The sequence below is a fragment of the Streptococcus sp. DTU_2020_1000888_1_SI_GRL_NUU_041A genome (assembly GCF_032387735.1).
GTDB classification, from domain to species: Bacteria; Bacillota; Bacilli; order Lactobacillales; family Streptococcaceae; genus Streptococcus; species Streptococcus sanguinis.
The window spans coordinates 632213-656517 of record NZ_CP135591.1 but is presented as its reverse complement, the minus strand read 5'-3'; the positions used below and the strand labels follow the sequence as shown (position 1 = coordinate 656517).

Annotated in this window: 25 protein-coding genes and 2 pseudogenes; 4 read left to right on the top strand and 23 right to left on the bottom strand. The window is 44.3% G+C overall.

What is annotated here, in order from left to right; genetic code table 11:
* Positions 1-2 precede the first annotated feature (2 nt).
* From RSK81_RS03365 to RSK81_RS03320, 10 genes and pseudogenes are all read right to left on the bottom strand, one after another.
* Positions 3-434, bottom strand: coding sequence for an arginine repressor (locus RSK81_RS03365; RefSeq protein ID WP_011836656.1), 432 nt, complete (start codon positions 432-434; stop codon positions 3-5).
* Positions 427-1242 (bottom strand): TlyA family RNA methyltransferase, encoded by an 816-nt coding sequence (locus RSK81_RS03360; protein ID WP_315687422.1) that lies wholly within the window; start codon positions 1240-1242, stop codon positions 427-429. Before RSK81_RS03360 ends, RSK81_RS03365 begins: the two co-directional genes overlap by 8 nt.
* The gene (locus RSK81_RS03355) at positions 1235-2110 is read right to left on the bottom strand and encodes a polyprenyl synthetase family protein (protein ID WP_268697762.1); all 876 of its coding nucleotides are present in this window, start codon (positions 2108-2110) and stop codon (positions 1235-1237) included. The genes RSK81_RS03360 and RSK81_RS03355 overlap by 8 nt, the downstream gene beginning before the upstream one ends.
* Entirely contained in the window at positions 2107-2319 is a 213-nt protein-coding gene (locus RSK81_RS03350; protein ID WP_002896137.1) for an exodeoxyribonuclease VII small subunit, read from the bottom strand. The genes RSK81_RS03355 and RSK81_RS03350 overlap by 4 nt, the downstream gene beginning before the upstream one ends.
* Positions 2297-3637 (bottom strand): exodeoxyribonuclease VII large subunit, encoded by a 1341-nt coding sequence (gene xseA / locus RSK81_RS03345; RefSeq protein ID WP_268697763.1) that lies wholly within the window; start codon positions 3635-3637, stop codon positions 2297-2299. The genes RSK81_RS03350 and xseA overlap by 23 nt, the downstream gene beginning before the upstream one ends.
* A pseudogene (locus RSK81_RS03340) lies at positions 3582-3817 on the bottom strand (initiator RepB protein). The gene xseA and the pseudogene RSK81_RS03340 overlap by 56 nt, the downstream one beginning before the upstream one ends.
* Positions 3793-4635 carry an NAD(P)H-hydrate dehydratase gene (locus tag RSK81_RS03335; protein WP_268697764.1) on the bottom strand — a complete coding sequence of 281 codons (843 nt, stop codon included), beginning with the start codon at positions 4633-4635 and terminating at the stop codon, positions 3793-3795. Before RSK81_RS03335 ends, RSK81_RS03340 begins: the two are co-directional and overlap by 25 nt.
* 107 nt (positions 4636-4742) lie before the next feature.
* Positions 4743-5506 (bottom strand): annotated as a pseudogene (locus RSK81_RS03330) (HAD hydrolase family protein).
* A complete protein-coding gene (locus RSK81_RS03325; protein WP_002902603.1) occupies positions 5503-6357 on the bottom strand; it encodes a bifunctional methylenetetrahydrofolate dehydrogenase/methenyltetrahydrofolate cyclohydrolase in 855 nt (284 codons plus the stop codon). Before RSK81_RS03325 ends, RSK81_RS03330 begins: the two are co-directional and overlap by 4 nt.
* A gap of 189 nt (positions 6358-6546) precedes the next feature.
* Complete coding sequence (locus RSK81_RS03320; RefSeq protein ID WP_002896146.1) at positions 6547-6777, bottom strand: DUF1797 family protein; 231 nt, start codon at positions 6775-6777, stop codon at positions 6547-6549.
* A gap of 249 nt (positions 6778-7026) precedes the next feature.
* Here RSK81_RS03320 and RSK81_RS03315 point away from each other — a divergent pair, with 249 nt between their 5' ends.
* A complete protein-coding gene (locus RSK81_RS03315; protein ID WP_315687419.1) occupies positions 7027-9297 on the top strand; it encodes an ATP-dependent Clp protease ATP-binding subunit in 2271 nt (756 codons plus the stop codon).
* A gap of 48 nt (positions 9298-9345) precedes the next feature.
* Here RSK81_RS03315 and RSK81_RS03310 read toward each other — a convergent pair whose 3' ends face one another.
* Positions 9346-9960: a GyrI-like domain-containing protein gene (locus RSK81_RS03310; protein ID WP_315687417.1), complete on the bottom strand. Its 615-nt coding sequence runs from the start codon at positions 9958-9960 to the stop codon at positions 9346-9348.
* A gap of 59 nt (positions 9961-10019) precedes the next feature.
* Positions 10020-10919, bottom strand: a complete 900-nt coding sequence (locus tag RSK81_RS03305; protein WP_315687416.1) for a YafY family protein — start codon at positions 10917-10919, stop codon at positions 10020-10022.
* Between the two features lie 224 nt (positions 10920-11143).
* Here RSK81_RS03305 and RSK81_RS03300 point away from each other — a divergent pair, with 224 nt between their 5' ends.
* Together RSK81_RS03300 and RSK81_RS03295 are read left to right on the top strand one after the other, a co-directional pair.
* Positions 11144-11593 carry an NUDIX hydrolase gene (locus RSK81_RS03300; protein WP_002896150.1) on the top strand — a complete coding sequence of 150 codons (450 nt, stop codon included), beginning with the start codon at positions 11144-11146 and terminating at the stop codon, positions 11591-11593.
* 67 nt (positions 11594-11660) lie between these two features.
* The gene (locus tag RSK81_RS03295; protein WP_002896152.1) at positions 11661-11963 is read left to right on the top strand and encodes a DUF1827 family protein; all 303 of its coding nucleotides are present in this window, start codon (positions 11661-11663) and stop codon (positions 11961-11963) included.
* A gap of 25 nt (positions 11964-11988) precedes the next feature.
* On the opposite strand, the gene RSK81_RS03290 is transcribed toward RSK81_RS03295, so the two are convergent.
* Positions 11989-12423 (bottom strand): GNAT family N-acetyltransferase, encoded by a 435-nt coding sequence (locus tag RSK81_RS03290; protein ID WP_315687414.1) that lies wholly within the window; start codon positions 12421-12423, stop codon positions 11989-11991.
* Positions 12424-12445: 22 nt separating this feature from the next.
* Between RSK81_RS03290 and RSK81_RS03285 the strand changes: the two genes are divergently transcribed.
* On the top strand, positions 12446-12901 hold the full coding sequence (locus RSK81_RS03285; protein ID WP_223312271.1) for a MarR family winged helix-turn-helix transcriptional regulator: 456 nt from the start codon (positions 12446-12448) through the stop codon (positions 12899-12901).
* A 131-nt stretch (positions 12902-13032) separates the two neighbouring features.
* Here the strand turns inward: RSK81_RS03285 and ileS are convergent, their stop codons facing one another.
* The 10 genes from ileS to RSK81_RS03235 all read right to left on the bottom strand — a co-directional run bounded on the left by ileS (position 13033) and on the right by RSK81_RS03235 (position 24304).
* Positions 13033-15825, bottom strand: coding sequence for an isoleucine--tRNA ligase (ileS, locus tag RSK81_RS03280; RefSeq protein WP_315687412.1), 2793 nt, complete (start codon positions 15823-15825; stop codon positions 13033-13035).
* A 282-nt stretch (positions 15826-16107) separates the two neighbouring features.
* The gene (locus RSK81_RS03275; RefSeq protein ID WP_002898030.1) at positions 16108-16902 is read right to left on the bottom strand and encodes a DivIVA domain-containing protein; all 795 of its coding nucleotides are present in this window, start codon (positions 16900-16902) and stop codon (positions 16108-16110) included.
* 9 nt (positions 16903-16911) lie between these two features.
* The gene (locus RSK81_RS03270; RefSeq protein WP_002925564.1) at positions 16912-17697 is read right to left on the bottom strand and encodes an RNA-binding protein; all 786 of its coding nucleotides are present in this window, start codon (positions 17695-17697) and stop codon (positions 16912-16914) included.
* Positions 17694-17969 (bottom strand): YggT family protein, encoded by a 276-nt coding sequence (locus RSK81_RS03265; RefSeq protein ID WP_002896162.1) that lies wholly within the window; start codon positions 17967-17969, stop codon positions 17694-17696. Before RSK81_RS03265 ends, RSK81_RS03270 begins: the two co-directional genes overlap by 4 nt.
* A gap of 5 nt (positions 17970-17974) precedes the next feature.
* Positions 17975-18562, bottom strand: coding sequence for a cell division protein SepF (locus tag RSK81_RS03260; RefSeq protein ID WP_002925565.1), 588 nt, complete (start codon positions 18560-18562; stop codon positions 17975-17977).
* A 9-nt stretch (positions 18563-18571) separates the two neighbouring features.
* A complete protein-coding gene (locus RSK81_RS03255; RefSeq protein ID WP_002900917.1) occupies positions 18572-19243 on the bottom strand; it encodes a YggS family pyridoxal phosphate-dependent enzyme in 672 nt (223 codons plus the stop codon).
* 8 nt (positions 19244-19251) lie between these two features.
* Positions 19252-20529 carry a cell division protein FtsZ gene (gene ftsZ / locus RSK81_RS03250; protein ID WP_032908216.1) on the bottom strand — a complete coding sequence of 426 codons (1278 nt, stop codon included), beginning with the start codon at positions 20527-20529 and terminating at the stop codon, positions 19252-19254.
* Positions 20530-20545: 16 nt separating this feature from the next.
* Positions 20546-21904, bottom strand: a complete 1359-nt coding sequence (ftsA, locus tag RSK81_RS03245) for a cell division protein FtsA (RefSeq protein WP_315687410.1) — start codon at positions 21902-21904, stop codon at positions 20546-20548.
* 121 nt (positions 21905-22025) lie between these two features.
* Complete coding sequence (locus RSK81_RS03240) at positions 22026-23237, bottom strand: cell division protein FtsQ/DivIB (RefSeq protein ID WP_315687409.1); 1212 nt, start codon at positions 23235-23237, stop codon at positions 22026-22028.
* On the bottom strand, positions 23234-24304 hold the full coding sequence (locus tag RSK81_RS03235; protein ID WP_049553444.1) for a UDP-N-acetylglucosamine--N-acetylmuramyl-(pentapeptide) pyrophosphoryl-undecaprenol N-acetylglucosamine transferase: 1071 nt from the start codon (positions 24302-24304) through the stop codon (positions 23234-23236). The genes RSK81_RS03240 and RSK81_RS03235 overlap by 4 nt, the downstream gene beginning before the upstream one ends.
* Position 24305 lies beyond the last annotated feature (1 nt).

Below are 24305 nucleotides of genomic sequence, written 5' to 3'. Positions count from 1 at the left end.
TCCTACCAATGGTGAATGATGGTTGCAACCCTTGCGGCTGCTTCCTCTGTCATCATAACCATCAAAATACTGTCGTTGTCTGCCAAGATACTGAAAATATCCTCAGCAAATTCATTTCTAAGATGGCGCTTGACCAGTGCTGTGCTCCCCGGAACCAGACTGAGATTGATCATATTTCTCAAGACCTGACAGGACAGGATGTTATTTTCGGCCAAGCCCAGACTGCTGGTCATGGTCTTAGGCAGCTCGTAGATATAGGTGTTATCCTTGAGCGGTATCTTGACAATGCCCAGCTCTTTGATATCCCTAGAGACCGTAGCCTGCGTCGCTGTAATCCCAGACTCCCTGAGATGTTCTACAATTTCCTCCTGTGTGCCAATGTCATAGTCACTGACAAAGCGTCTAATCTTTTCTAATCTATCCTTCTTATTCATCCTTAAATTCCTTGTGTGCTGCCTCTACGACAGCTGTCATCATAGCTGAATCAAGAGGTTGCGGCTCTGTGCTCTTTTCTAAATAGGCCAGAAATTCTACATTGCCCTGACCGCCCTGAATAGGCGAAAAATCCAGTCCCCTAACAGAAAATCCAGCCTCCAGCATAAATGCTGTGACCTTTTCCAGAACTGCCAAATGGACCTTTTTATCCTTGACAATCCCTTTTTTACCAATCTGCTCGCGACCTGCTTCAAACTGGGGCTTGATTAAGGCAACCACTTGGCCATCCCGAGCCAAAATCTCATGCAGAGCCGGCAAAATCAAACTCAGCGATATAAAGCTGACGTCAATACTGGCAAAGCTCGGCTCCTGCTCAAAGTCAGTCCTTTGGGCATAGCGAAAATTATACTGCTCCATGCTGACAACCCGCTCATCCTGTCTGAGCTTCCAAGCCAGTTGATTGGTGCCGACATCTACCGCATAGACCAGCTTAGCTCCGTATTGCAGCATGACATCTGTAAAACCGCCGGTTGAAGCTCCGATATCCAAGGTCACTCGGTCAGTGACCGAAATATCAAAGACTTGCAAAGCCTTTTCTAGCTTGAGGCCGCCTCGGCTGACATATCTGAGTTTCTCACCTTTTAAGCGCAGCTCTGTGGCCGTGTCAATCTTTTCACCCGGCTTGTCAAAGCGCTGGCCATTGGCCGCAGCAATGACCAGTCCAGCCATTACACCACGCTTAGCCTGCTCTCTGGTCTCAAAGAGCCCTTGTCTGTAGGCCAGCACATCTACTCTTTCCTTAGTCATTCAATCTCAAACTTTCTATTATCTTTTGAATTTCTCCGCCTGAAAATTCTGTCTTCTCTTCCAAGTCTGTCAGAATGTCCACAGCTTCATTAAGGGTCTGATTGAAAAAGTTCTTAGATCCATCCAGTCCCAGAAAGGCTGGATAAGTCGACTTGGCCGCAGCTAAATCTTTCTGCGGGGTTTTACCCAGCTCTTCAAAGCTGGCTGTCACATCCAAAATATCATCCCGCACTTGAAAGGCCAAGCCCAAGAGCTCTCCAATCCTACGAAGCTTGTCTTGAACAGACTGCTCGACCTGAACAATCAAACCAGCTGCGACAAAAGGATAGGTCAGTAGCTTACCCGTCTTATTGGCATGGATGATTTTTAAATCTTCTAAACTAATTGCTTGGCCTTCGCCTTGCATGTCCAGAACTTGACCAGCAACCATACCAAAGCTCCCTGCTGCCAGAGACAACTCAGAAATCAAGTCCACCTTGACCTGACTAGGCAGCTCGGCCCTTGCCAATAGTCCATAGGGGTCCAAAAAGAGAGAATCGCCCGCTAAAATAGCCATATCCTCTCCAAACTTCTTATGGCTAGTCAAGCGACCGCGACGATAGTCGTCATCATCCATAGCCGGCAAATCATCATGGATAAGGCTGCCAGTGTGAATCATCTCAAGAGCCGCCGCGACCTGATAGTGGGCCTCAGCCAGCTCTAGGCCAAAAGCTTGAATCAACTCCAATAGCAGTAAGGGACGAATCCGCTTGCCGCCAGCCTGGACCGAGTACAAAATAACTTCTGATAAATCCGACGACACTTGCTGAGACCTATAAAAACCTTCAATCGTCAGACCAATTTTTTCCAGTTTCTCGTTTCTTGTCATTCCATTTCCGTTTCTGTGCCGTCTGCCTGCATGACCTTAACTAAGGTCTTTTCTGCCTTGTCCAGACTAGCCTGGAGTTCCTTTGAAAGCTTCATCCCCTTTTGAAATTCCGCAATCGCCTCTTCCAGCGCTACATCACCATTTTCCAGCTTTTGGACAATGACTTCCAAGTCTGCTAAGTTTTCTTCAAATTTCTTTTCTTTGGACATGTTTTACCTCTACTTCCAGCTGCCCATCCCGCATGAGCAGGGTCAGCTCATCTTTTTCTTCAATGCCAGCACTTGACTCGACAACCTTTTGATTCTTTTGGACAATAGCATAGCCACGCGCCACGATTCGACTGGTATCCAGCATAAGCAAGGCCTCGGACAATCTCCTGACTTGAGCTACCTTGTTATCGTAAATGACTGCCATATTGCTACGCAGCAAACGCTCCAGCTGGGCAGTCTGCTCTTGAAGACGCTGAACGCGACTGAACGGATTCAATGCCTCCAAACGATGCTGTATGATTTTGACCCGCTGTTGCTCTTCACTATAATATTCGCGAATTTTTTGCTTCAGTCGCAGGTTGAGCTGGTCTAACTTCTGCAGATGACCATCGTAAAGCCGTTCTGGCTGTCGGAAGATAACTGACTGGGTCAGTTTATTCAGTCTCTCTCGATAATAGGTCAGGCGATTGGAAATCGCTCGTGACATACGGTTTTCCTGCTGCTGCAAATGTCCCAGCAGGTCCAGCTTCGTGACCGGGGTGGCCAGTTCAGCCGCAGCCGTTGGAGTGGCAGCCCTTCGATCTGCTACAAAGTCCGCCAAAGTCGTATCTGTCTCATGGCCAACACTAGAAATAACAGGAATCCGTGACTCAAAAATAGCCCGAACTGTTTCCTCTTCGTTGAAAGACCAGAGATCTTCGATAGAACCACCACCTCGACCAATAATCAGCACATCCAAATCCGACCGCTCATTGGCCAGTCTGATGTGGTCAGCAAGCTGAGCTGCAGCCCCATCTCCCTGCACTTTTGTCGGATAAAGGACAATATCCACTCCCGGAAAGCGACGGCTGACCGTCGTGATAATATCTCGGATGACCGCTCCGCTGGGACTGGTTACGACGCCGATTTTCTTAGGAAATTGGGGCAAGGCTTGCTTGAATTTATCTTGAAAAAGCCCTTCTTCTCCCAGTTTTTTCTTGAGCTGTTCAAACTGGATAGCCAAGGCTCCGATACCATCCGGTTCTGCCTTTTCAATGATGATAGAATAGGAACCGCTCGGCTCATAGAGCTGTACCCTGCCAATGACATTTATTTTCATGCCTTCTTCCAGCTCAAAGCCCAACTTCTGGTAAACACCAGACCAAATCGTGACCTGAATGACAGCCTTCTCATCCTTCAATGAGAAATACTGATGATTGGGACGCCGGCGGAAATTGGACACCTGGCCAGTCAGATAGACCCGCTCCAAATAAGGATCCCGTTCAAACTTCATCTTCAGATACTTGGTCAAGGTCGAAACCGACAAATACTCTGGCATGTCCTTTTCCTTTCTTTTCTAGTTTTTCCGTAACTTTTATTATAACAAAAAACTGCATAAAAAACCGATTACAAAGTCTAAAAATCCCCTAAAAAGCAAGAAAAAACTGGGCTTCCACAAAAGAAACCCAGCTGACTTAAAACCCAAGAAAATGTCTACTGACTCATCTCTTTCATCCACCTTGGAATGGCTTTGCTGATAGCCGTCGGCAGGACGACATAAGCTTCATGACTCAGTTCATCAGCGATAAGGGAATGAAGAAGGGTTGCAGCCGCCACTCGCTCAAAGAGGCTGCTTGACTTGAACTGACCCGCAAATGCGGCAATCATACCAGCCAGCGTATCCCCCATTCCACCAGTTGCCTGATAAGGTCCGCCCACTGTCAGCTCAAAGACCTGCTCTTGACCACTTTGATAGATGGCCGTTCCATGCTTTTTCTGCACAACAATACTGCCCAGAGGCAGTTGATTGACCGCTGCCTGATTGGCTGCCGCTGTCTGATCTGACAAGCTCAAACCCGCTAAGCCTTCCCATTCCTTTTGGTGAGGGGTAAAAACTGTCTGAGCTTTTGGAAATGGCAAAGCTGCTTTGCTAAAAAGTGAGATGGCTCCACCATCCATGATAAGTATCTGCTGTTCTGACACAGTCTGGATTACCTTTTGTAGGATATCTAGACCTAGTTGATTCTCTGCTAGGCCTGGACCAATCAAAACTAAATCTGATTTAGCCAGCTGCTCTGTCAATCGGTCTTGCTCCTCTAAGTCAAAGGCCATGGCCTCCGGTAAATGACTGTGCAGAGGGGCGACATTGTCTCTATCTGTAGCAACAGTCACCAAACCTGCTCCGCTATTGACTGCCGCTAAAGCTGCCATGATAATGGCGCCCCCATAAGGATAGGTCCCCCCAATCAATAAGAGACGGCCGTAATCGCCCTTGTGACTTTCTAGGGGGCGTTCTCTAATGACTTTTTTTAAAATATTTTCAGCATTTTTTACCATGATATTCTCCTAGACCAACTTCATCTTGCCCCTGTCTCAAGATGACCAAACCTATCTTCATTATACACCAAAAGGCACCTAAACAGGTGCCTCGTATCGCAAGAAAGTTATTTTCTTCGGAAATCTGCAAATTTTTGTAAGATTCTTGCTGCGACTGCCTTAGGTAAGTTTTCCTGAAAGGCAACCTGCTCATCCGCATAATCGCTCAAGCCTGGGAAATCCCCAACCTGCACAGCGTAGAGAGAATTCTTAAAGAGCTGGATATCATTTTGATCATTACCAAAAGCCACATAATCCGAACCGCATAATTCCTTTACAGTTGAAGCTTTATTGGTTTCAGCCGGATTGATATAAAAACATTTCTCATGTTCATGATAGTCTAGACTTAGATTAGGCAAGCTTGCAAAACGAGCCTGTACATCATCTAAGAGTTGCTCATGATTCCCCATGTAAATAACGACCTTAATAGGATGCTGGAGTTCAGTCAGTTCCAGCCGTCTTGCCCGCTTGAGAGGATCTACACTGGCAATAAAAGGGATTTTTTCTAAAATCTGGCAAAGGTATTATCAACGAAAAAAGGCAAATTATAGGTCAAACAAGTATCTAAAATGGCTTGATAATTCGACTGATGCAGCTGACGCTCAAACATCAGCTGTCCATTCTGATAAGCTACTCCGCCGTTCAGGCCAATCACTATCTGCTGGCTCAATTCCGGACCTAATAGCCCCAGACAATCCCGATAGGAGCGCGCCGAAGCAAACAGAACTTCATGCCCAAACTGAGGAGACGTCAGCAGAACCTGCTTAATCTCTTCATCAATCGTCATATAATCAAAGGACAAGGTCCCATCCAGATCAAAAACAAATTTCATGATTCAAGACTCCGTTTAAAGGCTTGGTAGGTCTGCTCCATCAGCATGGTAATGGTCATAGGCCCAACACCTCCAGGTACAGGGGTAATCAGGCTGGCAATTTCAGCCACTTCATCAAACTTAACATCGCCAATCAGCTTGCCATTTTCATCTCGATTCATACCGACATCAATGACAACAGCCCCTTCCTTGACAAAGTTCTTGGTCACAAAATGTCCACGTCCGATAGCGACCACCAAAATATCTGCCCGCTTAGCAGTCTTGGCTAGATTGTGGGTCCGTGAATGTGTTAGAGTAACCGTCGCATTCTTAGCCAAAAGCAGCTGAGCCATGGGCTTACCAACAATATTACTCCGCCCGATGACAACCGCTCGCTTGCCTTCCAGTTCAATGCCATATTCATGGAACATTGCCATAATTCCCGCAGGAGTAGCTGGAATCATAACAGGATGGCCGCTCCATAGTTTGCCCATATTAAGCGGATGAAAGCCATCAACATCCTTGTCTGGATCAATGGCCAGCAGCACAGCTTCATCATCGATATGCTCAGGCAAGGGCAGCTGGACCAAAATCCCATGCCAGTCAGGATTTTGATTATAGGTTTCAATCAAGCTCAAGAGCTCTTCTTGGCTAGTCTCTTCTGGCAGACGTTCTACCTTACTCCGAAAGCCAGCAGCCAAGGCTGAGCGCTCTTTATTACGTACGTAGATTTGACTGGCTGGATTATTTCCCACCACAATCACTACCAAGCCCGGTACCTGACCTGTCTTTTCTTTGAGGCGAGCCGTTTTTTCAGCTAATTTTTTCTGAAGCTTCTCTGCCAAACCTCTACCATCAATAATCTGGGCCATGTCATTCTCATTTCTTTTTCATTATCTTTTTCATTATACCAAAAAAATCTGTGCCCAGCCTATAACTTTTTCTTATACAAGGTTATAAGACGAGGATTCATTGGCAGCTAGTGGTAAAATTTTCAGACCTACTAAATCTTTTTCAAAACAAGATAAAAAGGGTAAAAATAAAAAGCAACGACGTGCTTTTTAGTAGAGTAATTCATAAATTTCCATTGCAATCAAATCAATGCTGTCGAAAGTATAGGTCTCACGCGCTGCAACATCACGCAAGGTGAAGACAGAGCCGTTTTCTTCGTCGTAACTGTAAGCTACTTCTGCTACAACCACTCCTTCACGCTCAAAATTACGTTTCAAATTTCCGCCATCCTTAGCCATAGCTTCTAAGCGGTTAATAATTCTAACTAAATGTGATTCCATTTTGTTTCTCCTATTTACTTAGTTCCCTCTTATTTTACCATAAATAGCTGCTGAAATACCACTAAAAGCCAATTTTTTGTAATTTTTCAAGAATTTGTTTTCATTCTGCTCGGTCTAAGGGAGGATTTTGTAGTAAATTCTTGCAAAGTTCGAGAATACTGATATAATGAAACTATAAAACTTTGACTATTTTTGACCTTTAATCATTTCTATAAATAGCTTGCACACTAAAAGAAAAGAGGTATCTGCATGCTTTGCCAAAATTGTAAAATCAATGAATCTACGATTCACCTTTATACCAACGTAAATGGCCATAAACAGCAGGTGGATTTGTGCCAAAACTGCTACCAAATCATGAAAACAGATCCTGAACATTCCTTGTTCGGCGGAATCGCTAATGCCAACAATCACGGAACAGACCCTATCGATGACTTCTTCAACAGCCTCAGCAATTTCCAACAGCCTCAGGAACCGCCTACTCCTCCTACCCAATCTGGCGGAGCCTATGGAGGCGGTGGCGGCTACGGTTCCAATCCTAGCAAGGGTGGTCAGCCTCAGCCAAGTCCGCAAAAGCCAAAAGGCCTGCTGGAAGAGTTTGGTATCAACGTGACTGAGTTGGCTCGCCGAGGCGAGATTGACCCTGTTATTGGCCGTGATGAAGAAATCGTCCGTGTCATTGAAATCCTCAACCGCCGCACCAAAAACAATCCTGTTCTTATCGGAGAGCCAGGAGTCGGAAAAACTGCCGTGGTGGAAGGCTTGTCCCAAAAAATTGTTGATGGTGATGTGCCTCATAAACTCCAAGGCAAGGAAGTTATCCGCCTAGACGTTGTCAGCTTAGTGCAGGGAACTGGTATCCGTGGCCAATTTGAGGAACGGATGCAGAAGCTCATTGATGAGATTCGTTCTCGTCAGGATGTCATTCTCTTTATTGATGAAATCCATGAAATTGTCGGAGCAGGCTCTGCTGGCGATGGCAATATGGACGCTGGGAACATCCTCAAACCAGCTCTGGCTCGCGGAGAACTCCAGATGGTTGGAGCAACCACCCTTAATGAATACCGTATCATCGAGAAGGATGCTGCACTGGAGCGCCGGATGCAGCCCGTTAAGGTAGACGAGCCGACGGTAGAGGAAACGATTACCATCCTCAAAGGGATTCAGAAAAAATACGAAGACTACCATCACGTCAAGTACACGGATGCGGCCATTGAAGCGGCTGCCCTTCTCTCCAACCGCTACATTCAAGATCGCTTCCTGCCAGACAAGGCTATTGACCTCTTGGATGAGGCTGGATCCAAGATGAATCTGACCCTCAACTTCGTTGATCCCAAAGTCATTGACCAACGTCTGATTGAGGCTGAAAACCTCAAGGCTCAGGCAACCCGTGACGAAGATTTCGAGAAAGCAGCTTACTTCCGTGACCAGATTGCCAAGTACAAGGAACTCCAGCAGACAAGTGTACTAGACAAGGATACTCCGATTATCAGCGAGAAAACGATTGAGCACATTGTAGAGCAAAAAACCAATATCCCAGTTGGCGACCTCAAAGAAAAGGAACAGTCTCAGCTGGTCAATCTTGCCAGTGACTTAAAGGCCCATGTCATCGGCCAAGACGATGCTGTGGATAAGATTGCCAAGGCCATCCGCCGCAACCGGGTCGGACTGGGAAGTCCTAATCGCCCAATCGGCAGCTTCCTCTTTGTCGGACCTACTGGTGTCGGTAAGACTGAGCTGTCTAAGCAACTAGCCATTGAGCTATTTGGCTCGGCTGACAGTATGATTCGCTTTGATATGAGTGAATACATGGAGAAACACAGCGTGGCCAAGCTGGTCGGTGCCCCTCCGGGCTATGTTGGCTATGATGAAGCTGGTCAATTGACTGAGCGCGTCCGCCGCAATCCCTACTCACTCATTCTGCTGGATGAGGTAGAAAAGGCCCATCCCGATGTTATGCACATGTTCCTACAGGTTCTAGATGATGGCCGCCTGACCGATGGTCAAGGCCGGACTGTTAGCTTCAAGGACACCATTATCATCATGACATCCAATGCCGGAACCGGCAAAGCTGAAGCCAGTGTCGGCTTTGGGGCAGCGCGTGAAGGCCGCACCAACTCCGTTTTGGGTGAATTAGGGAACTTCTTCAGTCCTGAGTTTATGAACCGCTTTGACGGCATTATCGAATTCCAGGCGCTCAGCAAGGACAATCTGCTGCAAATCGTCAACCTGATGCTGGACGATGTCAATCAACGTTTGGCAACCAACGACATTCATCTGGATGTTACGGAGAAGGTCAAGGAAAAATTGGTCGATCTGGGCTACGATCCAAAAATGGGCGCTCGCCCATTGCGCCGTACCATTCAGGACCATATCGAAGATGCTATTACTGACTTCTATCTGGAAAATCCAAGCGAAAAAGGTCTCAAAGCTATCATGACCAGCAATGGCAAGATTCTCATCAAGTCAGCAAAGAAAACTGAAAGTACAGAGTCAGTTAATTCATCACAAGAAGAAAAATAATTGTCGACAAAATAGAGCAGAAAACAGTTGGTTTTCCGCTCTATTTATTTATTGATTTTTCTGAACCCTATAGCGCAGAATTGTTTTCAGCTTGCTAGGGTCTGTCCGATTTAGATTATTGAGATAGATTTCTCTATGAGTGTGTGAAATCCGTTTCAGCTGGTGAATCTCGCAAAAGGTATCCATTTTAGTGAAGGATTGAGGTTCTTCGTCAAAAGGACCCAGATGCAGCATGGCGACACACTCTCCTTCCGTCATTTCTTCAAAACGAATCTCGTCATAGAGAGGATTAGGCTTTTTGACACGGACTTGTTCCAGAGCCTTTTTCACCATCTCTTCAGTGATAAAGTCCGGCTGCCCAATCATAATGGTATAAATCAATTCTTCTTTAATCAGTTCTCCTGCTTGCTCTTGCTGCCAAAGTCCTTCCAAGGGATAAACTGTAAAATCAGTAAATTCTTGATCGGCCGCTGTCTTTTTGTAGTTCATCTTGATAGCATAGGCTAAGCTGTACAGAGCACCAACTCGTTCCGAAAAGTCTGCAGCATTAGGATTGCCCTTGCCGTCAATCATGATAAAAGACTGGGCAGGAACATCTATGAGACAGGGTGCAGACTTGATTTGATAGAATTCTCGATTGGCTTTTCTCCATTCATATTTCATGAGAGAGCCCTCCTTTCTTTACTACAAACAGTATAGCAAAGAAAAGCTGACAACCTCTGTCAGCTTTTATAAATATCGGCAATAGCTTTTAACTTTTCTTTGAATTCTTCCCGTAACCGAGACGGCTCCATGATTTCAACTCCATCCAAAAAGGATAGCAAGTAGGTATAAAGACTATCGTGACTCGGCAAATGCGTTTGGACATAAAGGCTCCCATCAGTCTCCTCTATCTCTGCTTCTGAAAACTCCTCGTACACCCGAAAGGCATGCTTCCGGTCAAATTTCAAGAGGACTTTTACAGTATCTCCTAGCCACTCCTCGGGGCTAAATTTCTCATCCAAGACTCTCTGCTTAAATCGTTCCTCTAACATCTGACAGTCTCTCATTCTGCTGAGTTTAAAAAAGCGCAGAGCTTGTCTTAAACGACAAAAGCCAGCAACATACCAATTTTGGCTTTTAAATACTAACTTCAGCGCCTCTATCTTGCGCTGCTCTCTTTCTCCATGCCCATTCAAGTAAGAAAAAGACAAGACTCTTCTTTGCAAGATCGCTTGCTTAATGGTATCAAACAGTTCTTTCTGATCTGCTTTCTTGCGCCAGTCAGTGAAATCCACCTCCAGCCAGGAAGTTGCCTGAACTTGAAACAAGGACTGTAGCTTAGACAGGGTCTCTACTTGCTCGCCATCTGTTAAAATCTGCAGGCCTTGAAGAACAGCTAATAGCTCATCCCTCTCAGACTCTGAAAACAAGGCCTTGTCTAAGACAAAATCCTTCATCAGAAAAATACCCCCACCCTTGCCTGGGCTGCAATAAATGGGGATTCCTGCCAAACTCAGCTTGTCCACATCTCGATAGATGGTCCGAATGGATACTTCAAATAGTGAGGCCAATTCGGGAGCTGTTGTGCGGCCCTGCTCTAAAAGAAGATATAGGATTTTAAAAAGTCTGCTTTCTGTCATAAAACCACCTCGCTCCTATTATAACAATTTCTTCTAAAAATGTTTTACCATTCCTATAAAGAAGAGTTTTCTAAACGGTCAGAGGAAGGAATTTATTATTTGAAGGGGATTTCTTTCAAGGACTATCATTCTTTTTCTGTCCAATAAACCGAGTAAATTCTTGACAGCTGGTCCTTAGTCCATTATGATAGATAGTAAACTGACTAGAGATTGAGGATATTAGAATGACAAATCCAACCTTTGGTGAAAAGGAAGCAAATGTAGAATATGTGACCCGCTACGGAGTCTATGCCGTTATCCCAGACGAAAAGAAAGAAAAGATTATTTTGGTTCAGGCACCTAACGGGGCTTGGTTTCTGCCCGGTGGAGAGATTGAAGAGGGGGAAAACCATCAGACTGCGCTTGAACGCGAGCTGATGGAAGAACTTGGATTCACGGCCCAGCTTGGACGCTATCTTGGACAAGCTGATGAATATTTTTACTCCCGCCATCGCGACACCCATTTCTACAACCCGGCCTACCTGTATGAGGTCACCTCTTTCCAAGAAGTCCAAAAACCGCTGGAAGATTTCAACCAGCTTGCCTGGTTCCCAGTCGAAGAAGCTATTGAAACACTAAAACGCGGCAGCCATAAATGGGGTATCCAAGCCTGGAAAAATACACTTAAAGCTTAAAGAAATCATTCACAATTTATAGCAAACATGTTATAATAATAGCAGGTATAAAGCAGGAGGAAATCGTATGAAGCTTATTAATACAACAAACAGTCATGCTGACCTTGTCAAAAGCCAATTGGAAAGCACCGATGCGATATTAGTCGAAGTTTATTCTGCTGGAAACAGCGATGTTGTTTTTACACAAGCTCCTCTTCACTATGAAATTTTGATTTCAAACATGCACCGTGCTGTACGCGAACAGGAAATCGAAAAAATCAGAGAATTTTTCTTGAAGAGAAAAATTGATGCAAATGCTATTGATAGAGCTGCTATCCGCACGATTTACGCTAATAATCTAATCGAAATTTCCATTCCTGTGAAACAGTAAAAACTAAGGCAATCGCCTTAGTTTTTTATTGTTTATAGATCATGGTAATGTGAGGTGTCGATTCAAAAATAAAGGATTGGCCAACTGATTTGAAGCCATACTTTTCATAAAGAGCAGACACCTGAACCTGAGCCTCTATTTCAATTTCCTTTCCTGGCCATTTCTCAGCACATAATTGCAAGATTTCCCTGATAAGCTGTCCTCCTAAGCCCTGTCCTCGTGCAGACTGAGCTGTGACTACTCGACCAAAGACTAAATGCTCTCCCTCTTCAAAGACACGGGCATAAGCATCAATTTCCCCTTGTTCATTAGCATGGTAAACATGCACTGCTTCTAGGTCTTTCTCATCCAGTTCATGATAGATGAGTTCCTGCTCCACCACAAAGATGTCAATGCGCAATTTTAAGATCTGATAAAATTCTATCGGGTTCAGCTCTGTTAATTTTTTCCTAGACCACATACTTGTTTCCTCTATCTTTTTAATGTATAATAAGTGCAAATGCAACTATCAAGGAGTTCCTATGGATTACCGTCAACTTTTCCGTCAAATGGGCTTTATTTCTAGACAAGCTATGATGAAAATGAATCAGAAAGCCAGTAACTACGGCCTAGATAATAATTTGTTTCTACTGCTCATTCGCATCGTTGAAAATGAAGGCCTCAGCCAATCACAACTGGCAGAGATGGTGCAGATTGACAAGACTACGCTCAGCCGATCTCTAGGAAAGCTGGAAGATAGAGGCTTGATTATCAAAAAGACCAAAGCTCAAAATAAGAAGTTCAAAGAGCTCTATCCTAGCAGTCAGGCTCTCAAACTCTACGACCAACTGATTGGTTTTGAAAATACCTACGCCAGTCAGGCTCTGCAGCAACTGACTTCCTCTGAGCTCTTTCAGCTCCAAAACATTTTGGCTAAAATAAGCACTCCTAAGTTATGACTAGTATAACAGAAAACAGTTGCAAACGCAACTGTTTGTTTCTTCTACTCCGCCTACAAATCAAAACATCCTCAAATCTATCTAAAAAATGGCTTACCTCTAAAGGGCAAAGCCATTTTTTATTTTGGAACTTACTTGCTCTCAAAGCCTTCTACGACAGCTTGAGCAAAGTTTTCTTCTAAAATTTCTGCACAGTGGTCACAGACAAGAGCTTGATAACTGCGCTCTTTAACTGTTATATCAATGCGACGGCAGCGATCACAGACTTGTCCCTGCGCATGCTCTACGACAAAAGCTACATCTTCAAAGACTAGAGCGCCTTCTGGAGCAGGTCCTTCAGCAATCGTCAATTGAGAAACAATGAGAAGCTGGGCCACATCGCTGTTAACTGCTTCCAGCAAGGTCTTGATGACTTCATTCGGATAGACAGTCAGATGTGCTTCCAACGATTTCCCAATAACCTTTTCATTGCGGGCTTCTTCTAAGGCTTTCTGAGCTTGACTGCGGAAGTCCATAAAGGCAGACCAAGTATCCAAGATTTCTTCTTGATTTGGGAAAATCTGAGCTTCTGGCAATTCGGATAACTGAACAAATTCTTCCTCTTCATGCTCTAGGTAAGACCAAATCTCTTCTGCTGTGTGTGGCAGAATTGGTGTTAACAGCTTGGTAATCTTGACCAAAATATCATAGAAAACAGTCTGCATCTGACGACGTTCTAATGATTTAGCTGCTTCGATATAGACGACATCTTTGGCAAAGTCCAGATAGAAAGCAGACAAGTCAACGGTTACAAAGTTGACAATCGCTTTATAAATAGTCAGAAACTCAAAGTCCGCATAAGCCTTACGAATAGTTTCTACTAATTGATTAAAGCGGATAGTCATGTATTTATCAACAGAGCGAAGTTCTTCGTAAGCTACGGCATCCTCAGCTGGATTAAAGTCAGAGGTATTGGCAATCAAGAAACGCAAGGTATTTCGAATCTTACGGTAGGTTTCAGAAACTTGACCCAAGATATCCATAGAGATGCGAACGTCGTTGCTAGAGTCAACACTGGTTACCCAGAGACGCAAGATTTCCGCACCAAATTGTTTTTCTACATCGCTTGGAGCAATCGTATTTCCAAGGGATTTAGACATCTTTTCACCCTTACCATCTAAGGCAAAGCCTTGTGACAAGATTTGTTTGTAAGGGGCTACGCCATGATTAGCAACTGATGTGATAAGGGATGAATTGAACCAACCACGGTATTGGTCTGAACCTTCTAGATAAAGATCAGCCGGGTAAGTTAACTCAGGACGGTTGACCACTACACCATTCCATGATGAACCTGAGTCAAACCAAACGTCCATGATGTCCGTTTCCTTGGTAAATTCACCATTTGGAGAACCTGGATGAGTAAAGCCTTCTGGTAAGAGGTCTTTGGCTTCACGCTTCCACCAGACGATAGAGCCGTGCTCCTCAAAGAGCTGAGCTACGTGTTCAATGGTTTCAGCCGTCATGATTGGTGTTCCGTCTTCGGCATAGAAGATTGGCAACGGCACACCCCAAGCCCGCTGACGAGAGATAACCCAGTCACCACGGTCACGAATCATATTGTAGAGGCGTACTTTCCCCCATTCAGAATGGAATTTAACCTTGTCAATTTCATCTAAAATTTCTTGACGGAATTTAGAAACAGATGCAAACCACTGTGGTACTGCCCGCCAGATGATTGGCTTCTTAGTACGCCAGTCAAATGGATAAGAGTGAGAAATTTCTTCCTGAGCAAGGAGCAAATCACCAAGCTTTTCAATAACCGTCGGCACAACCTTATCATAGAACTGGCCTTCAAAGTCAGGACCAGCATTTTCCATCATGATACCGCGCTCATTGACTGTCACAGCAACTTCCAGTCCATTGGCTACACCGACATGGTAGTCGTCCTCACCAAAACCAGGCGCTGTATGAACGATACCGGTACCAGAGTCAGTTGTAACGTGGTCACCCAGGATAACAAGTTCATCTACAGCAGTATCCCATGGGTGAACTGTCACGATGTGGTTTAATTCTTGACCACGGTAGGTCTCCAAAACTTGAACATCGGCCCAGCTAAATTTCTCAGATAGGCTATTCAACAATTCAGACGCTACAATAAACTTGCGACTTTCACCCGCAGGCTGGACCAAAACATAGTCAATATCTGCTCCAACTGTCAAACCACGGGAAGCTGTAATGGTAAATGGAGTTGTTGTCCATACGACGATGTAAGTATCTGTGTCCAATACTCCTTTACCATCTTTGACGCGGTTAGCATAGTAAAGAGAGGTGGAAACCAAATCATGGTATTCAATTTCCGCTTCAGCCAAAGCTGACTCAGAAGACCAAGACCAGTAAACGGGCTTAGCACCACGGTAGATATAGCCTTTCTTAGCCATTTCACCAAAGACACGGATCTGAGCGGCTTCATAGTCAGATGTCAAGGTTACATAAGGATTTTCCCAATCACCAGAAACTCCCAAACGCTTGAAATCTTCTTTTTGCTTTTCGACTTGGCTAAGCGCATAGTCCCTACACATATTGAGGTAGTCTACCAAGTCTAGCTCTTTGCGCTTAATGCCTTGCTTTGCCAACACCTGCTCAATCGGAAGACCATGCGTATCCCATCCTGGAATGTAAGGTGCATAGTAGCCAGCCATAGACTTTGAGCGAACAATGATATCTTTGGAAATTTTATTCATGGCATGGCCGACGTGAATATTACCGTTAGCATAGGGAGGCCCATCATGCAAGATAAAGTGCGGCTTGCCTTCGTTCAGTTCCTGACGACGCTGATAAAGCTTAGCTTCATCCCATTCCTTCTGCCAGATTGGCTCCTTATTTGGAAGACCGGCCCGCATAGGAAAAGCAGTTTTTCCAAGATTGAGTGTTTCTTTCAGTTTCATTCTATTCCTCTTTATTTTTAAAATTACAAATTAAAAACCGCAAACTTCTCCAAAAAGGACGAAAATTCGCGGTACCACCTTTGTTTAGGCAAGACAATAGCATGATGCTCCTCTTGCCCCTCTTTGTCCGTAACGTGGACTGACGTCTCATCCTACTGATTTCAGAAGAAAGTTCTGTAAAATGATAGCCCAAGCAAGATGGACTGCAGATCTTTCACCATCATCTGCTCGCTGAAAGTATTTTGCTTGGTCTGTGTTTTTACAATCTTATCTTTTTTAAAATTATAAAATATTTACTGGAACTTTTTGTTCCCCATTTGTGTCATCATCGTGATGGTCAGCTTCTGAGTTTTCCTCAGCTGCGTGAGCTTCTATATCTTCATCGCTGAGCGGAGAAAAAGCTTGGGTCGCAGCTAATTCACGGTTAGCAGCTTCAATGCGCTCTTGCAACTCAGCCATTTCCTCTGGAGAAAATTGACGTGTAACATCCACTTCTTCCTCGCGGACAACTGCTTCTTCTCCCAGAACCTCCGATACAACCTCCTTGAAGGCCTCATCGCTGGTCTGCAAGTAAGTAGCTGTCGGACGCAGGATTTCTTCCCATTCAGATGAATTCACAATACTGAGCTGGCTCTCAATGGTTGATTTCAAGCGTTGGTGGAAGACACGTGTTTTGTTTTTCAGTTCTTCTGTTTCAATGGCTACTTTCTTAGCATTGTCCGCTGCCTGACGCAAAATTTCATCAGCTTTGTACTTAGCTCCATCCAACAAATGCTGCGCATCCTGCTCTGCCTGACGGACAATATTTGTAGATCGCTCATTGGCAGCAACTTTAACACGCTCAGCCGTATCCTGAGCAATCAAGACAGACTGGCTGAGAGAGTCTTTCATCTCATCAAAATATGTCAGACGTTCTTCCAGATTACGAATTTTTGCTTCTTTTTCGTGATTTTCACGAACCAAGTCCTCATAATCACGGACAACGATGTCCAGGAATTCATCTACCTCTTCAACATCATAGCCTCTAAACTTGGTTCCAAAGGATTTATCTTTAATTTCTAATGCTGTAAGTGTCATAGTTCCTCCTCATTTACTAGCTAATAATTCAACAGTTAACTTATGTTTTCCATTCTTGGAAAGGCCATTTTCTCTTAAAACCTTAAATCTTCCAAATCGTCTAACGCTAATCAAGTCTTCAAGCCCGACCTGCTGGCTGGGATTGTCATTAACAGCATAGTTCATTTTCACATGCTTGCCAGAAATTAGCTGAGCAGCCTGGCTTCTTGATAACTTAAAGGTGCTGGCTACCAACTTGTCCAATCGAAGACTAGATGCTAAAATTTCTCTGGTGACAGCCTGCTTTTGCTCTTTCAGCTGCTCTGCAAGGGAAACTTCCTTTAGTCTGACAGGCATCTTTGCAATTTTAGAGACATGATCTATAAAATACTGGGATAGTCTCTTATCTACAAAGAGCTGAGCACGGTCTCCAACTACAAGAATATCACCAAAGGTCCGTCTTTCAATCCCCAATTGATTGAGCAAGGTCCCCATAATCTGCGAATGACTGATTTTATAAAATTTGCTTGCATAGTAAATTTCCAGCAAGCTCAATTCAAAATCATCCATATTCAGTTGGTAATAGGAAGGCGCCACAAGAACTCTTGCCAGTTCACTTGGAAAATAATCTGAACTAGCAAAGACTTGCACATCATATTGCTTGCCAATATTCTTCAGGATTGAGACCTGATGGGGATTCAAAAAAGAAGTTGTTTCAAAGGCATAGGTATCTTGAACCCGCTGAAGCAGCTCCAGACTCCTATCAATAAACTCTCGATCCTCATGCGAAAAGTGTTGATATAAATCTTTCATCATAATAACATTAGTAAGACGCTTATTAAATAAAAGACCACACGATTTAAAAGGTTTAAAGCCAGAATTGCAACCCAAACGGTAAAGTCCAACCCTGCAAATTGCAAGGGAAGACGGCGGAAAAGTTTTAAATACGGTTCTACAATTCGTGTTAGAAACTCTCCGAATTTGGTTTGATAGGCTCCTGGAAACCAAGACAGAAGTGCATAGACAATCAAGGCAATGCTATAAAGATCGAAAAGATTAGAGATGGCACGAATTACAAAATATAACATATCTCTTATCTACTGCGCTTCATATCAAAGTCGAATTCGCTGATTTCAACATCGTTTGGCAGGCGGATGTCTTCCACATTTACCACTACATTAATCGGAGTCAGCAAATACATAGTGCTTGCAACTTTTTTCAAATTTCCAGCCAAGACATAACGCGCACCGTCTAGGTAGTCTAAACAGCGACGAGCCTGTACCTCAGTCATATACTGGAAGTCAATCAGGATGCTTTCATTGGCTAAAAGCAGGTCAACAATTTCAGTCGCTTCCTCATATCTCCTCGGATAACGAACATCAATCGTAATCTTCTCATCCGCATTTGCACGGTGCTGAGCTAATTCCTGCTGACGTGCATGCAGTCTGGTAATATTCTCTGTCGAAGATTTCTGTTGTGGCTGTTGTTTAGGCTGTGGCTTGGCCGCAGCAGCCGGACGAGGAGCTGGCTTGCTCTCTCTGACTGGTTTAGGCTGAACCAATTCAGGCTTCTGCTTAACAGGCGCTGCAGGTCTGCTGACAGTCTGCTCCTGAACCTCAGTCTCATCTCCATCTTCTGTAAAATAATCTATAAATTTATCAAATCTATCTTTTAATGACATATTTCTTTCCTATTTAAAAAATGCTGTACCGATTCTGACATAGGTCGAGCCATGGGCAATTGCTTCTGGATAATCACGACTCATTCCCATGCTTAATTCAGAAAAGGGCATATTATTTAACTGTTTCTTTTTTAATTCTTTTTGTAGTTGATGAGCCTTTTCAAAAATTTGGTTCAGCTCCTCATGACTAGCTTCAAACGGAGCCATTGTCATCAATCCCACAATTTGAACATTTTCTAATTTTTCAAGTTCAGGCAGGACGACTTCAAGTTCTTCAATCAAAAAGCCATGCTTGCTCTCTTCTTTAGAAATATTCACCTGCAGGAAACATTTAATCACATGTTCAGCCCGTTTGTCAATCTCCTTGGCCAATTTTACAGAATCTAAAGCGTGAAAGTAATCAACATAGTTAATCACATCCTTGACTTTTCTCCTCTGCAAACTGCCGATCAGGTGCCAGGTCAGATTCTCATCTTTCAGAGCATGGTATTTATCTAGAAATTTATCTACCCGATTTTCTCCGATATGCTGAATACCTGTACGAACAAGCTCCTGAGTAGTTTCGCAGTCAACATATTTGGTAACTGCGATGATATTCACTGAATCTTTCAAACGCTGGGCTTGCTCCGCCGCCTGAGCGACGGACTGAAAGACCAACTCTTTATTATTCTGCAAATTCATGATTTAGATTAACGATTTCTGAAGAATGGAGGTGTTTCCAACTCATCATCATCTTCATTAGTTTCTGCATAGCGCTCCACGCGGGCTGAGGAACTTGGTTCTGCCTGACGAACAATCGCTTCGCGACGAAGATCCCAATCACCAAAGGCTGAACCTTTAGGTGTATCCGTTCTTTGACGGCTTGGAGCAGGAATATCAACCGTTTCGGTCATATCAAAGTTTCGTTCAAACTGTCCTGAGCGAACTTCGCGATTTGGCTCAACTTGCTGCGGACGGCTTGGACTAGTAGGTTGTGGAGTCTGACGAATGCCGCTGACCTTTTCAACCTTGTCCTGACGGACACCAGTAGCTACAACAGTCACGCGGATTTCATCCTTCATAGACTCATCAATAGCAGTACCGAGCCAGATGTTCACCCCATGACCTGCTGCTTGGTTGACAATTTCTGAAGCTTCTTCAGCTTCAATCAAAGTCATATCTAAGCCACCAGTAACATTGACAATTACGTCCTCTGCACCATCAATGGTTGTTTCCAAAAGAGGTGAGTAGATAGCTTTGCGAGCAGCTTCGATGACGCGTTCTTCACCGCTACCAACACCAATTCCCATCAAAGCATTACCCTTGTCTGCCATAACTGTTTTCACGTCGGCAAAGTCAAGGTTAATCAGTCCTGGGCTGGTAATCAAGTCGGTAATCCCTTGGACACCTTGGCGAAGAACATTATCAGCTTCACTGAGTGCTTCAAGGAGCGGAGTCTTCTTGTCTACAATTTCAAGTAGGTTGTTATTTGAGATAATCAAGAGTGTGTCTACATGCTCGCGAAGTTCGTTGATTCCCTCTACCGCAAAAGTTCCACGCTTGCTTCCTTCAAAACCGAAAGGACGTGTAACTACAGCGACAGTCAGAGCACCAACATTTTTTGCGATACGAGCAATCACTGGAGCAGCTCCTGTCCCAGATCCACCACCCATACCAGCAGTGATGAAGACCATATCTGCTCCTTGCAGAGCTTCTGTCAGGACTTCTTCGCTTTCTTCAGCTGCCTTACGGCCTACTTCAGGCTGACCTCCGGCACCAAGTCCGCGAGTCAGCTTTGGACCGAGCTGAATCACTGTTTCAGCCTTGGCACTGCTAAGAGCTTGAACATCTGTATTTGCTGCGATGAATTCAACACCAGCAACACCTTCATCAATCATTCGGTTGATGGCATTACCGCCACCTCCACCGACACCAATAACTTTAATTACTGCGCCTTGTGCAGCAGCAGCGTCAAATGAAAATGTCATATTCTCTGTATTCTCCTTAATCAAACATTTTGCCAATTAGGTTGCGCATCCGATCTGTAATACCTGTTTTTGGTTCTTGGTTTGACACATCAGAACTTGCAACTGGAACTTCTTGGACCGGCTCCTCAGGAATCTCATCAGCTGGCTGAGGTTCAAAGCGTGGTACTGACTGAACAGGACGTTCAAAGGATACAGGTCGATGGCGCAGTTGCTCATCACCATGAACAGCAACCTGAGCCAGCATATCCACATCTGTTAAGTTTCCAGCGTACTCTGACAGGCTGATAACATGTGCAAAGGCTGGATTGCGAATGCCGATTTGATTTGGCACATAAAGCTTGACATTCACGCCAAACACTTCCTGAGCAAGCTCAACCACTCCTGGAAGAATAGCTGCTCCACCAATAATCACAATACCACCTGGCAACTCGAGAAGATGCCTTTTATCCAAATCACGTTTGATTTGCTCAAAAATGTGTTGGATACGAGCAGAAATAATTTCAGCCAGATACTTTTCAGTTACTTCAACCGGCTCAATCTCTCCAATCACTTCTACTTGGAAGGACTCTGTACCAGCTTCAGGAACATAAGCAGATCCATAGTTAAACTTGAGACTTTCAGCCAACTTTTGCGAAGTCTTCAAAACCTTGGAGATGTCCTTGGTTACGTAGTCGCCGCCTTCTTGGTATATATTCGTATATTGAAGCTCTTGACCTCTAACAGAAGCCACTGTAGTTTGGCCGCCGCCCATATCAATAACAGTTGCGCCAAACTCACGTTCCCCTTCGTTCAAGATTGACTTAGTCATAGCCAATGGGGAGATAATAACGTTCTCAAGCTGAACTCCCGCGCGCTCCACTGTCTTGCGGAGATTGTGGAGAATAGTCCGTGGTCCAGTGTAGAGAAGACCACGCATTTCTAAGCGAATCCCCATCATACCGCGTGGGTCACGAATCCCTTGGAAACCATCCACTACAAACTCTTCTGGAATGAAAGTAATCACTTCACGATCAGGAGTCATGCTCTTAGTCAGAGCAGATCTAACAACATTCTCTACATCTGTATCTGTGATTTCCTTAGAATCACTAGTCACAGGAATCATGCCCTGAGTTGGCTCAATCTGTAAGAGATTAGCCGGAAGTCCGACATTAACTAAACCAATTGAAATGCCTGCCTTTTCTTCTGCTTGAGAAATAGCTGTCTTAATGGCAGCAGCAGCAGCCTCAATATCAACAATAATTCCATCTTTAACGCCAGCGCTTTTTGCGTTGCTGACCCCAATAACATTCATTTCATCGTTGATGTGCTCTGCCACCAACACTTTAATTGAGCTAGTTCCTATATCTAATCCAGTAAAAAAGCCGTCTCTAGCCATTACACCAGTCCTCTCTATCTTCCATGTTTCCGGTCTATACTAATAACGCTAAAAATTAGAGTTACCCAAGCTTTATTATAACATAAAGAAACTGAAAATGTGCAGTTTTTCTACATATAATTTAGCGATTTTCAGCAGTTCCCGGGTTTTCTGTCGAATTTTGCGGCTCTGCAGGTTCTTGTTCCTGACTTTCTGTCACCTGCTCAGCCGCTTGTTCTGTTGGCTGTCCCGTCGCTTCCTCTTCTGCTTTCTGCTTTTCTTCGTCAGAAGAAGACGACTCGTTTTGAGCCCCTTCAACATAACTAAAAATCCCTGCTTCCATATCTACAACACTAGGCACATCCTCTTCCAACTGTGATTGGATTCCCTTGTAATATGGCAGTTTTTTAGCAATATGTGAAATTGGTACCAAGATTTTATTGCCGTCATGCATGGTCAGCGTTACCAAATCCGGTGTCACCTTGCTCGGGGTCAGCTGAACTGTCTTAATATTTTTCTTAACCGAAGCCGGTACCTTTTCAATTTGAAGGGCAAATTCCTTAATCAATTTTTTATCTGAAAACTCTATCGAAATATGGGTTTCCGGCATAGAATCTGCAGCAGTTGGTTCCGAAATAATCTCCCCATTTGTCAGAATAGGATAGTACTGCCCACCCTCATGCAGATAGGCCAGAACTCCGTACTCCTTGACCTTTACCTGAAAAGTAATCGGAAACTGATAAGCCATCTCCAGGTTGTTAATCCAAGGACTAGACGCTTTCATATTGCGGATATGATTACCGCCATTGATAAAGGTTGTTAAAGTATAGTCCTTCTCATCAATCTTACTGCTTTTGAGCAGTTCTTCCTGACTGACCATTTGGTTCCCTGAAAATTTGATAGTCTTCATGGTCGCTAGTGGTGTCAAAAAATAAACTGACAGGAGAAAAATCAAGCCACTGCCCAGCAAAACCGGCAGTGCTCGATAAATATGAACCCTTGAAATATGCACCTTAGCAGCTTCTTTTTCTGCCTTTTTCTGAAGTTTCTCCAGTTTTTTGCGCTCTTTCTCGCTCAATTCGGTCTCTAGCTCAGGTTCAAATGAGTCATCTTCCAAATACTCTGTTTCTTCCTCTTCATAAGATGAGTCATCTTCTTCCGTCTCTTCAGCTATTTCTTCGCTTTCAATTGAGTCCTCAGCTTCAGCTTCTTTTGCTTCCTCTTCTTCCAGTTTCTTTTGTTTGCTGGCCTCTTCCTGAGCCTTCTTTTCAAGATATTCTTTGTTTCGTTTCTGCCATTCTGAGAGGTGTTCGCTTACCTCTTCCTTTGGCTCATCGTGGTTTTTCTTGCTCATTTCTTTCCTTTGTCAATATCCGCCTTCAATAAAGCATAAAATTCATCTACAGACTTGATTTCCTGAGAATTTTTCATAGCTTGATGATAAGAAGCCTGATTCGCCAAAAGGTCATCAAGTGCTGCCTGTAAATTGCTCATATCCAGCTGTTCCTCTGCCAATTGCTTGGCATATCCCTTTTTCACAAAATAATCGGCATTTTCAATCTGATCGCCACGACTGACTTCACGTCCCAGAGGAACGATAATATGAAGCTTAGCCATAGCCAAGAGCTCAAAGATTGTATTGGAACCGCCGCGTGTCACCACTACATCTGCCAAGTCCATCAAAGGCTGGTAGATGTCGGTCACATAGGCTCTGCGAAAGAGACGTTCAGACAGAACATCCAAACTTGCATCGCCTGTCAGATTGATAACGTTATAACGCTCGGTCAGCGCAGCTTGATTCTGGCTGACAAAGTCATTAAAGACCTTAGCACCAGCAGAACCACCGACAAAAAGCAGAGTAGGCAGCTCTTTATCAAAATACTGACGGATTTCTTCTAGTTCCTGCGGTGGGACTGACTCTTGGTTACCGACCTTGGTCACAGCTCCGACATGCTCAATCTTGGTCAGACTGGAAGGTTGCTCAAAGGTCGCATACATCTTGGTCGCACACTTATAGGCGATTTTATTGGCCAAGCCAATGGATAGATCCGACTCATGAACATATACAGGCACTCCTGACAGTCGGGCTGCAATCACGGGCGGAACGGATACAAAGCCTCCCTTAGAAAAGAGAGCCTGCGGCCGTACCTTGAGCATAATACCCAGCGACTGGAAAATACCCCAGACGACCTTAAAGCCATCCAGCAGATTCTGCCATGAAAAGTAGCGGCGAAGCTTGCCCGTAGCTACCGAATGGAAGGTCACGTCTAGTCCAGACTTTTGGATTTCCTGATACTCAATACCATGCTTATCGCCAATATAATGAACCTGCCAGCCTTCTTTGATAAATTTTGGAATCAGGAGAAGGTTGAGGGTTACATGCCCAACCGTTCCTCCACCTGTAAATACAATCTTTTTCATC